Annotated in this window: 11 protein-coding genes; 6 read left to right on the top strand and 5 right to left on the bottom strand. The window is 62.2% G+C overall.

The features are described from left to right. Positions 1 to 166: 166 nt before the first annotated feature. The 5 genes from UC32_RS14070 to UC32_RS14050 all read right to left on the bottom strand — a co-directional run bounded on the left by UC32_RS14070 (position 167) and on the right by UC32_RS14050 (position 4863). Positions 167 to 958 carry an SDR family NAD(P)-dependent oxidoreductase gene (locus UC32_RS14070; protein WP_045731814.1) on the bottom strand — a complete coding sequence of 264 codons (792 nt, stop codon included), beginning with the start codon at positions 956 to 958 and terminating at the stop codon, positions 167 to 169. 86 nt (positions 959 to 1044) lie between these two features. Then, the gene (locus tag UC32_RS14065; protein WP_045731813.1) at positions 1045 to 1857 is read right to left on the bottom strand and encodes a sugar phosphate isomerase/epimerase family protein; all 813 of its coding nucleotides are present in this window, start codon (positions 1855 to 1857) and stop codon (positions 1045 to 1047) included. A 172-nt stretch (positions 1858 to 2029) separates the two neighbouring features. After that, positions 2030 to 3454: an MFS transporter gene (locus UC32_RS14060; protein WP_045731812.1), complete on the bottom strand. Its 1425-nt coding sequence runs from the start codon at positions 3452 to 3454 to the stop codon at positions 2030 to 2032. A gap of 204 nt (positions 3455 to 3658) precedes the next feature. Then, complete coding sequence (locus UC32_RS14055; protein ID WP_045731811.1) at positions 3659 to 4219, bottom strand: AAA family ATPase; 561 nt, start codon at positions 4217 to 4219, stop codon at positions 3659 to 3661. Further along, positions 4216 to 4863, bottom strand: coding sequence for a bifunctional 4-hydroxy-2-oxoglutarate aldolase/2-dehydro-3-deoxy-phosphogluconate aldolase (locus tag UC32_RS14050; RefSeq protein WP_045731810.1), 648 nt, complete (start codon positions 4861 to 4863; stop codon positions 4216 to 4218). Before UC32_RS14050 ends, UC32_RS14055 begins: the two co-directional genes overlap by 4 nt. A 151-nt stretch (positions 4864 to 5014) precedes the next feature. Between UC32_RS14050 and UC32_RS14045 the strand changes: the two genes are divergently transcribed. Genes UC32_RS14045 through UC32_RS14020 form a run of 6 tightly spaced genes read left to right on the top strand, consistent with a single transcriptional unit; the run spans position 5015 to position 10198 of the window. Then, a complete protein-coding gene (locus tag UC32_RS14045) occupies positions 5015 to 5998 on the top strand; it encodes a Gfo/Idh/MocA family protein (protein WP_045731809.1) in 984 nt (327 codons plus the stop codon). Further along, entirely contained in the window at positions 5985 to 6980 is a 996-nt protein-coding gene (locus UC32_RS14040; RefSeq protein ID WP_045731808.1) for a LacI family DNA-binding transcriptional regulator, read from the top strand. Before UC32_RS14045 ends, UC32_RS14040 begins: the two co-directional genes overlap by 14 nt. Further along, positions 6977 to 7549 carry a VOC family protein gene (locus UC32_RS14035; RefSeq protein WP_045731807.1) on the top strand — a complete coding sequence of 191 codons (573 nt, stop codon included), beginning with the start codon at positions 6977 to 6979 and terminating at the stop codon, positions 7547 to 7549. The genes UC32_RS14040 and UC32_RS14035 overlap by 4 nt, the downstream gene beginning before the upstream one ends. Next, entirely contained in the window at positions 7549 to 8448 is a 900-nt protein-coding gene (locus UC32_RS14030; RefSeq protein ID WP_045731806.1) for a sugar phosphate isomerase/epimerase family protein, read from the top strand. The genes UC32_RS14035 and UC32_RS14030 overlap by 1 nt, the downstream gene beginning before the upstream one ends. Then, a complete protein-coding gene (locus UC32_RS14025) occupies positions 8445 to 9452 on the top strand; it encodes a Gfo/Idh/MocA family protein (RefSeq protein WP_045731805.1) in 1008 nt (335 codons plus the stop codon). The genes UC32_RS14030 and UC32_RS14025 overlap by 4 nt, the downstream gene beginning before the upstream one ends. After that, a complete protein-coding gene (locus UC32_RS14020) occupies positions 9449 to 10198 on the top strand; it encodes an SDR family NAD(P)-dependent oxidoreductase (protein ID WP_045731804.1) in 750 nt (249 codons plus the stop codon). The genes UC32_RS14025 and UC32_RS14020 overlap by 4 nt, the downstream gene beginning before the upstream one ends. The last annotated feature ends 19 nt before the right edge of the window (positions 10199 to 10217 follow it).

The raw sequence follows: 10217 nt of genomic DNA, 5'->3' as shown, positions 1-10217 counted from the left end.
CCGACGACGGCGCATACAGCGCCGTCGTCGGCCCTTCCTCATGGGCCTATCGCGGTTAGAGGTGAGCAGATTTCGTATTGAGAGGACTGAAAGGCCGGTAGCCCTGTCGTGATGTATGTTCTCTACGCATTCATCAGGTCAGGGGGGCAGGTACAGGTGGGGCTTTTTAGGGTTTGGAACTAGGCCGGCCGGGAATGTGACTAAGAATGGATTTCGAGAATCCACCGTCAACGCAGATGTCTTGCCCGGTGACGTATCCGGACAGCGGCCCGACAAGGAATTCGATCACGTTGGCTATGTCCGCAGGCTCTCCGATTCTTGCCAGGGGAATGATGTCTTCCCTTGCTTTCTTGATCTGCGGATCGGCGTACATTTTCTCGGTCATTCGTGTGTGGGTCATGCCTGGGGACACCACGTTGACGCGAATGCCTTCGGGCGCCCATTCGAGTGCGAGCGTTTGAGCAAGCATGGTTAGTGCAGCCTTGCTGGGGCTGTAGGCGCCGGAGCCGGCGTGTGGCAGCTGGCCGGACATTGAGGAGGTGAAGCAGGCGGAACCGCGGCTCTCTTTCAAATGGGGGTAGCTTGCTTTGGCAAGGAGCCATGCGCCGCGGAGGTTGACTGAGAACATGCTGTCCCAGTCCTCTATTGATAGTTCGCATATTTGACCAGGGTTTGCTATCCCCGCGTTTGCGATGAGCGCGTCCAGTCCGCCGAATTCGGCCACAGCAGCGGCTACCAGTTGGCCCGGAACGTCGGGGTCGCCGAGGTCACCGGCCAGTGCGATGGCGGTGCCTCCCATCGATTTAATAGAGCGGACGACCTGCTCTTGGCCGTTGTTGAGCTCGTTTCCGCATACGGCAATCAACGGCTGCTCGCCGCGGGCGAGAGCCGCTTCCGTGATTCGCAGGCAGGTCGCTGCCCCTATGCCGCTGCTTCCACCACTGACCAAGGCCTTCATGGCACCTACTCCTTTTGACAGGCATCCGTTGGGATCACCTGGACTTAGTTTGATTTTGAAAGTTTCGCAATGACGCTAGTTGTGCGTCACTTTGCCAGGTCCCAGCCATTGTTAATGAGGTCGTTCATCGCTTTCTTGAATTTCTGCGCCGGGTTTTCTTCACGGATGATCTCGAGAACAACATTGTTGATGCCGCAGGTTTCGCGGACGGCTTTGCCCAGTCCGTTCCAGTCGATGACTCCGGTGCCGATCGGATCGTGCCCCCAGGTTTCCGTTCCGGTGTCGGAGATGTGGATAAGTCCGATCGCTTCGTGGTGGGAGAGCAGGCCTACTACGGGGTCCTCGCCTATGTATGCGGCGTTGGCGACGTCGTAGACGATCTTGACGGCGTCATCATTGACCGTGCTGATTACGCCGGCCAGGTCCTGGATGGTGGGAGTGAAACAGTATGGGGTGTTCTCGAACAGAAGGCGGGTGCCTGCCTGCTTGGCCATTGGGATGAGCGTCTCCAGGCTTTCGTACATCCACGCATAGACGTTGTCGAGTGCGGGTGAGATCATCGGGCGTCTTGTTCCGGGGGAGATCACAACTTCGCGGACGTCCCAGGCTTCGGCAAGGTCGATCACCTGTTTTATGTGTTCGACACTCTTGCGGCGCATATTGGCTCCAGGGCTCGCGAGGTTTATGTCGTAGCCCCCGGCATTCAGCGACCTGATCTTGGCGCCGTAGTCCTCGAGCCGCACCCGCATAGCTGAGCGCTCCTGGGCTGTGATCTCATCAGGCCAACAATGCGGCGAGCTGACTGGCACTTCAAAGGTCTCATAACCGTTGGCAGCCAGCTCAGCGATCGCATTAATTGCCGTGGTTGACCAGAGATAGGAAAAAGTATTGATAATCATCTGGGGCGTCTCTCAGTTCTGTGCCAATAGAGGAGTCGTGCTTATTTCATAGGGCGAAGTGAATCTCGAACCTCGTGGTGGATCGGGCAGTGATCTGGCTGGCCCGGCGGCTCGACAGGGAGGGCTGCGTGCAACGTCGCCCATTCGAGCCGCCAAGCCCTCCTGTGGACAGCTATGGCTGCCGCGAGCGATTCGCTTCGTCAGTCGCTGGCGAAACGCCATGGAGCAGGTGTTCGCCTTCGAGGACTTCAGCGTCGGCAATGCCGACCGTGGCACGGCCAGCCCGGCTGCCGGTCTCCGGAAGAGTGAAGTAGACGACGAGGCAGACGGCGACGATGGCGATCATGTAGACCGCGACGAGCATGGGCTGTCCGGCGCCGACGAAGGCGGCGGCGATCAGTGGCGCCGTGCCGCCGAAGACGGCAATGACGATCTGGTGTGCGAACCCGATGCCGGAGACCCGGACCGAGGCGGGGAAGAGTTCGGCCTGGATGGTCGGGTAGACGGCCTGCCAGATACCGAGGACGACCCAGCCGGAGGCTGACACCAGCACGTAGACGCCGAAGCCCGGCTGGTTCAGGAGCAGCAGCAAGGGGTAGAAGAGAACGATCATGCCAATGGCGCCGATGATGGGGAAGATCTTGCGGCGGCCCAGCCGGTCGGAAAGGTATCCGCAGACCGGCACGATGATAACCAGCAGGGCCAGTCCGATGACGCTCCCGGCCAGGGTGGAGGAGAGATCCCGGCCAGTGGTCAGCTTGGCATAGGTGGGAAGGAAGGTGGCCCAGGTGTAGTAGGCCACGGCCGGGGCAGAGAGCGCTGCGGCCTGCAGCAGAGCTTTGGGGTGCTCGCGAATCAGGTCCATCAGGCGTGCAGCAGCAGACTTCTGGTCGACGACGGCAGTTGCTTCAAACTCCGGCGTCTCTTCGGCCCGGGCCCGCAAAATAAGCCCGACGACGCCGAGAATGCCACCCACAACGAACGGGATGCGCCATCCCCAGGCAGCGAGGTCCTCGGGTGTGAAGGCAGATGTCACCATTGCAGCGGCGCCGGTCGCTGCGAGGGTCGCCAAGCCGCTGGCCATGTTGGAGAACGAACCGAACAGGCCCCTGCGGTTCGCGGGGGCGTGTTCAACCATGAAGGCGATGGCGCTCTGCGCCTCGCTGCCCGCCGAGATCCCCTGGAGAATGCGCGCCACCAGGAAGAGGACGGGCGCCGCATAGCCAATGGTGGCAAATGACGGTGTGAGGCCGATGATCAGGGCACCGAGCGCCATCCCGGAGATGGCCAGCGTCAGGATGAGCCTTCGGCCGAAACGGTCCGCCAGTGGCGAAATGATGATGCCGCTGAGCGGGCGGACAACGAACCCGACCGCGTAGGTGAGCAGTGCTGCGATCAGGGAGGCGAAAGGTGAATCACTGGGAAATATTTGTGATGAGAACACCGCGGCGAGCAACCCATAGATGTACCAGTCGTACCACTCCACAAAGTGGCCGATCGTGCCCGCCACCATATTGAGGTTGCGGCGTGGGCGGGCAGGCACTTCGGTTGGCTCCGAAGAGTCTGGACTGCCAACAGCTTCTTTTGAGGTCTTCATTGAACTCTCCATATTTTCACGTTTGCTGCGGAGGGGTTTGGACTGTTTCCGCACTGCCCCGGTTTGTAGCGGATAAGCATTCTTCAGTTGTTCACCGATGAGATCGGTTGCATTTCGACTCATCAATGAGATCGGTTGCAGAGATCGGTTGCAAGAAACTCTACGTAGGGCGTCCGGCCCTGTCAATGGGTACTTTGGGTTGCTTCAGCCTCCGGAGTTGCCCTGCATGCTCAGCGGCTTTTCATTGTCCACGTCAAGGAAATGGACTCCGGACCACGCGCAATTGAGGCTGCCGTACGAAGCCCAGTACTCGTCCCAGTGCGCAAGCTTCCACCGGTCCCGCTCCAGGCCCCGCCGACCTATCCGTTCCCGGAGGATTTCCGGCGGGACACGCACCCGCACCACCACAATCTCCACGGGGGGCCAGTGAAACTCTTCAGCCGCGCCCGTCAGGTAATCCGGCACGGCAAAATACGCACCGAAGGGTGCATCGATGACCACGGATCGCCCCAGCCGCAGGTTCGCTCCCGCCACGTCCATGAGCGTTGCGTATTCCAGGGGCAGAACATTCTCCCGGTAGAACGCGTTGGATTCGCGGTCGGTGGGGTCATGTCCGGCCACCGTCAACCCGAACTCGACCAGCCGGCCGCAGATCCGATCCTTGTCCAGATATGCTGCCGCATGCTCCTCTGCCGCCTGCTGGGCGATGGTGGTTTTGCCGGAGCCGGCGGGGCCGATGACGATGAAGACTTTGGGCACGGTCATTGACGGGCCTTTGCCACTGCCGCGAGAAACTCCCGGGCAGCCTTGGTAACGCGTGAGAAGTCCCCATCTGGCTGCCATGCTTTTGTCACCGCACTGCCGACGCCGACGCCCGCCACACCGGCGGCGAACCATTCGGCGACGTTTTCGGGGGTGACGCCGCCTGCCGGCATGATCGGCAGGTGTGCCAGTGGAGCAAGAACCGACTTCGCATAGGGGATGCCGCCGGCTTCGGTGGGGAACAGCTTAAGCATGTCAGCGCCGGCCTCGGCAGTTTCAACAAGTTCCGTTGGCGTGTATGCGCCACTAATGGTGGGCACTTGATACCGGTTAGCCAGCCGGATCATCGGTCGGTTCAACTGGGGACTGACCAGGAACTCTGCACCCGCGCGGATGCACTCGTAGGCCGAGTGCTCGTCCAGGACCGTTCCGGCGCCCACCGCTACTCCATTGGGCCCGTGCTTGGCAGAGAGCCGGCGGATCACGTCCACTGCACCGGGGATCGAGAGTGTGATTTCAAGGGCCTTGAAGCCGCCGGCGATGGCTGCCTCTGCCACTCGTTCTGCAAGGTCTTCATTTTCCAGGCGCACGATGAGGACGGCGCCGGATTGGTGAATCGTCTCGAGGGTACGGAGTTTTTTGTACATTGTTGGCCTTTCTTCTGGCCCGGGCAACTTCCGCGTTCCGGAGTATCCCTGAACCTCTGTTGAAGTGTCGTTGACAAACTCTCCCACCATCCATACTGTTATTGCAACCGATCTCAGCAATCGATCTCATACATAGCAAAGGGGCTGGCAGATGAGTAAACCACGCACCATCATCCTTGGCGCTTCCCACTGGCACGTTCCGCTTTGTACACGGGCGATCAGGGAGGAACACGATGTTGTCGGCATAAGTGACCGTGACGTATCGCTTGTCCGGGTACTTGCGGAAGCCTGGAATGCTCCGGTTGAGGCGGACTGGCGCAACCTGGTGGACCTGCCGGACCTCGGGCTTGCCTATGTCTTTGGCCCACACAATGGGATGGCGGAAAAATGTTTTGCGCTGATTGAGCGCGGCATTCCGTTCGTGGTGGAGAAACCCCTCGGCACCTCCTTGGCCGAGCTTGCCACCGTGCGTGAGGCTGCGGAAGCGGCCGGCGTGCCCGCGACGGTTCCCCTGGTTCAGCGGGACGGCCCCGTTGACCGCTGGCTTGCCAAGGCGGGCCGTCCGACGTACCAGCGAACCTCCTTCATCGCCGGGCCGCCCTCGCGCTACCTGGATAACGGCAATCCCTGGATGCTCGATCCTGTTGCTGCGGGGGGTGGTTGCCTGGCAAATCTGGCACCGCATTTTGTCGATCTGTTCCTGCAGAGCAGTAACGAGTCCGCCGGCACAGTGGATTCCAGGCTCTCCTCCGTTCTGCACGGGGCGGATATTGAGGACCATGCCAGTCTCATCGTCACCACCACGGGCGGGCGTGAAGCGATCATCGAGGTGGGGTACGCATTCCCGGATTCGCCGTTGAAGCGCTACTGCAGCTTCACGTCGGCGGGCGAAGCAGGCTTCGCCTCCATCAATTCAGACGGTTCTGCAACGTTCACCTCAGCGGACGGGATAACGGAATCCGCCCTGATCAACGTGGACAGCGACCCCCTCTACGATGCTTTCGTACGCCGGGTCGCGGGAACGCTGGAAGATGGATTCCAGGGACTGCCAACGCTCGCCCAGCTCGAAGACGCGATGCGCCCAATTTGGCAGGCGTATAACCACCACGGAGGAACAGAAGATGGCCGACCTTAGTATTGACGTTGTCGCGAAGGCAGCCGGAGTCCACCGCTCAACGGTTTCCCGGGCGTTTTCCCGGCCGGAGGCGGTAAAAAGCGAAACGAGGGAGCACATTCTCCGCGTCGCTGAGGGGCTCGGTTACACGATGAGCCCGCTCGCACAGGCGTTGCGGCGGAAGACCAGCACGTTCGTCCCTCTGATTGTTCCGGACATCACCAACCCGTTCTTTGCAGAGCTGGCCAAGACCATGACGCAGGCCGCTGACGAGCGCGGCTACCAACTGCTGCTGTGTGTCACTAACGGAGACCCTGCCAAGACCGACGGGTACTTCACGGCGATGCAGGCCATGTACGCCCCCTTTGGAATCGTCGCGCCCTCGACGAAAGTCGATACCGAGGCCCTCAAGCGCTTCGATTTCGGCCATCGGGTGGTAGTGATCGACCGTGTGGAAGGCGACACCTCGGTTCCAACAGTGACAGTCGACAGCCGCCGCGGCATCATCCTCGCACTGGAGCACCTGCGTTCGCTGGGCCACACCTCGATCGGCTACGTTTCCGGCATCTCCGGGACCCACACGGCCCAGGACCGGATGGACGCGTATTTGGAACTGTCAGCGGAAGGCGGCAACTCGCCGGTGGTTCTCGACAGCGGCTCCGATCCGGATACGGGGGCACGCGCAGCACAGCACTTCCTGGAGATGAACAATCCCCCGACGGCAATCATCGCCGCCAACGACATGGTGGCCTTCGCAGTGATCTCGGCCCTTGGCAAGAGCGGCATCCGTGTGCCGGAAGACGTCTCCGTCATAGGGTTCGACGGCCTGGCGCTGGGCGCCCGGTTCAACCCCGCCCTGACAACAGTGCGGCAGCCGATTGCTGACATGGGGAGCATCGCAATCGAGCTGGCAGAAAAACAGAACCTGACCGGATCCGTAGACCACGTCGTACTGGAACCCGAACTCCTGGTACGCGCCTCCACCTGCGGGCCACGCAAATGACCGGAACCAGTACAAGCGCCCTGCGCAAGCTGCCCGGGCTCAGGCACACCGACCACGTCGGCCTGACGGTTCCCAACCTTGAAGAGGCCATCACGTTCTTCGTCGAGGTACTCGGTGCCGAAGAGCTGTACCGCTCTGACCGTGGACCCGACGCCGAGTTCATGCCCACAAACTTTGATGTCCCCGCGGACGCCCGGCTCACCCTGGCCATGCTGCGGCTCCCACCGAACTTGAATATCGAGCTTTTCGAATGGAGCAGCGCTGAACGGCGGGAAACCCCGCCGCGGCATTGCGACGCGGGCGGGCACCACCTGTGCTTCGTCGTCGACGACGTCGACGAAGCGGTGGCCGTCCTCCAGGAGACCCCGGGAGTACGCGTGCTCGGAGAGCGCAAGGAAGTCGCAGGCGACAGTCCCCGCGTCGCCGGCAACCGCTGGACATACTTCGTCACCCCCTGGGGGCTGCTGATGGAAATCGTTGACCGATCGCGCGTCGAAGCCCCGCCCCGCCTGGTCGGTCCCACGGACTGGGCAACTCCAACACACACTTTCACGAAGGACTATCTATAATGCGACTGGCAGGCCACACCCTCGGCACTCCGGACCACACGGTCCCCCAGGCACTCACACTATTTCGAGCCGCCGGCCTCGACGCCGCGGAAGTCATCTACCAGGACAACTACAAGTCAGGACTCCCCCAGAGGGACAGGCGCGCCGCCCTTGAAGCGCTCAAGGCGGCAGAAGATGAGGGCCTGCCTATCATCGGCCTGACGCCGTACACCACGTCCATCAACTCCCTGGACGAGCGTGAATGGCGCAGCGGAGTCGACGAATTCCGGGGCGCGATTGAAACCGCCCATCTACTCGGCGCCGACAGGGTCCGCGTGTACGCGGGATCCTGGCACCCGGGGGACGCCGACCATGCCGCGCGATGGACGAAACTGCGGGACGCCCTCCAGACGCTTGCACCTGAAGCTGCACAGGCCGGCGTGCGCCTCTGCGTGGAGAACCATTTCGGCACCATGACCCAGACGGCCGCCGAAACCGCGGCGCTCGTCCGCGAAGTCGCCCACCCCGCCGTGCGCGTCCTCTACGATCAGACGAATCTGACCTTCACCCACGACGAAACGTTCGAACAGGCCTTTGAAGTTCAAGGCGGACTGATCGGTCACGTACACGTCAAGGACCTGGTGTTCACCGACTCCTCAGCGACCTTCCGCGCAACGGAAACGGCCCGCGTAAACGCCTCCGAGCGTTCCGTCAGGTCACGGGTCATCGGCACCGGCATCCTTCCCTGGCGCGAGATCCTCACGTCGCTGCTGCGCCACGGCTACGACGATCTGCTGAGCATTGAGTACGAGTACCGGTGGCACCCGCAAGACCTCCCACGTCCGGAGGAAGGCTTCCGGGAATCCGCGGCCGCCCTCCGCGCAATGCTCGCCGACCTCACCGAGGTGCAGGCACGATGACCGCTCAGCGTCTACGCGTCGGCGTCATCGGCGCGGGAAAAATCGCCACTATCGCCCAACTCCCCACCCTGGTGCAACGAAACGACGTTGAACTGGCTGCCCTGGTATCCCGTCAAGAGGACCCCGGACACCTGGTCCGCCGCTGGGGTTTCGGTGCTGCCTACCGGTCGGTCGAGGAACTGCTCGCCGCCCAGGACCTGGATGCTGTCTTTGTTCTCACCCCCCGTTCAGAGCACGCGCACGCCGTCAGGCTGTGCCTTGAAAACGGCATCGACGTGTTTTGCGAAAAGCCCTTGGCCCCGGCAACCGACGAGGCAGAACAGTTGGCGGACCTCGCGGAGGAACGCGGCCGGATCCTGATGGTGGACTTCAACCGCCGCTATGCACCCGTTTACACTGCCGGGCGTGATGCGTTTGGGGAGAAGGGCGCTACCTTCTGCGTCGCCCAGAAGAACCGGCCCGGTTCCGAATACCGTGCGACGTTCGAGAACGCCATTCACATGGTCGATCTGCTGCGCTGGTACTGCGGCGGTGAACCAGTGGACGTTTCCGCGCATGCAGCCGGAGACGACCCTTGGGAAGAAGACGGCGTGGCAGCCATCATCCGCTTCAGCACCGGCAATACCGGAGTGCTGATGGCAGCCCGAACCGCTGGCGCCTGGAACGAGAAGCTGGACGCCTACGGCGACGGAAGAACCGTGGAAGTACGTGCCCCTGAGACCGTGGCGACCACTGTCGGCGGAATCACCACATCGCGCGAGCTCAGCGCCGAAGCCTACGGATGGGCAACAGCCACCGACACACTGGGCTTCTCCGCCGCTGTCCACCATTTCCTCGACCGCGTCGCCGACAGGGCTCAGCCCCTCACATCGGGTCGCGAGGCCGTTCGCACCCAGCGGCTACTCGATCAGATTCTCGCCGCCGCCGGGTTGCCGGCGGAAGAACAGGAAGGCCGGCAATGGAAGAGTCACGCCACGCAGCCCGTGAGCGGAGCCAGCAAATGAGCCTCAACGGACAGGTGGTCCTGGTAACCGGTTCAAGCGGCGGCATCGGTGACGCGGTCATCGACGCGCTCAAAGCCGAGGGAGCCCTCATCATCGGAGCCGACCGCGCCCCCAGAGAGGGCCAGGAGCTGACAGCTTTCTTCCCGCTTGACGTCACCTCCGAAGAGCAATGCGCCGCAATCGTCCGCGACATCACGAGAACGTACGGGCGCATCGACGCCCTCATTCACGCCGCCGGAGTCCTCGGCGCCACCCCGGACATCATGGAAACCACCACAGAGGAATACGAATCCGTGATGCGGATCAACGCCTCCGGAACGTTCTCCATGGTCCGGGAAACGGCGCAATCCATGGTTGGGTCCGGGACCGCCGGTGCCATCATCATCCTCTCCTCGGTCGCCGCAAGGGAGGCGCGCAGCAACTACCTGCCTTACAACTCGAGCAAACTGGCCGTTCTTCACATCATGTGGTCCTTCGCCGAAATACTCGGACCCCACGGAATCTCCGTCAACGCCATCGCGCCCGGCCCCGTAAACACTCCTATGTGGGCCCAGTTCGCCAAAGACTCCGGCCCCGATGCCGTCGCCAACCGAGCCAAACGCGCCGCGCAACTTCCCATGCGCCGCTTCGCCGAACCCGACGAGGTCGCCCGCGCCATCCTCTTCCTAGCCGACCCTGACAACCGCTACATCACCGGCGTGAGCTTGGACGTGGCAGGCGGCGCGCACCTCGGCATAGGGTCCTGACGGCGTTCTTGAACTCAGC

Source organism: Pseudarthrobacter chlorophenolicus (genome assembly GCF_000962805.1).
GTDB lineage: Bacteria > Actinomycetota > Actinomycetes > Actinomycetales > Micrococcaceae > Arthrobacter > Arthrobacter chlorophenolicus_A.
This window is presented reverse-complemented; position numbering and strand designations above follow the sequence as displayed.

Coding starts and splice junctions, on each gene's coding strand:
- UC32_RS14030 (WP_045731806.1), top strand. CDS start 7,549: ATGCGACTGGCAGGCCACACCCTCGGCACTCCGGACCACACGGTCCCC.
- UC32_RS14025 (WP_045731805.1), top strand. CDS start 8,445: ATGACCGCTCAGCGTCTACGCGTCGGCGTCATCGGCGCGGGAAAAATC.
- UC32_RS14035 (WP_045731807.1), top strand. CDS start 6,977: ATGACCGGAACCAGTACAAGCGCCCTGCGCAAGCTGCCCGGGCTCAGG.
- UC32_RS14065 (WP_045731813.1), bottom strand. CDS start 1,857: ATGATTATCAATACTTTTTCCTATCTCTGGTCAACCACGGCAATTAAT.
- UC32_RS14070 (WP_045731814.1), bottom strand. CDS start 958: ATGAAGGCCTTGGTCAGTGGTGGAAGCAGCGGCATAGGGGCAGCGACC.
- UC32_RS14055 (WP_045731811.1), bottom strand. CDS start 4,219: ATGACCGTGCCCAAAGTCTTCATCGTCATCGGCCCCGCCGGCTCCGGC.
- UC32_RS14045 (WP_045731809.1), top strand. CDS start 5,015: ATGAGTAAACCACGCACCATCATCCTTGGCGCTTCCCACTGGCACGTT.
- UC32_RS14040 (WP_045731808.1), top strand. CDS start 5,985: ATGGCCGACCTTAGTATTGACGTTGTCGCGAAGGCAGCCGGAGTCCAC.
- UC32_RS14050 (WP_045731810.1), bottom strand. CDS start 4,863: ATGTACAAAAAACTCCGTACCCTCGAGACGATTCACCAATCCGGCGCC.
- UC32_RS14020 (WP_045731804.1), top strand. CDS start 9,449: ATGAGCCTCAACGGACAGGTGGTCCTGGTAACCGGTTCAAGCGGCGGC.
- UC32_RS14060 (WP_045731812.1), bottom strand. CDS start 3,454: ATGAAGACCTCAAAAGAAGCTGTTGGCAGTCCAGACTCTTCGGAGCCA.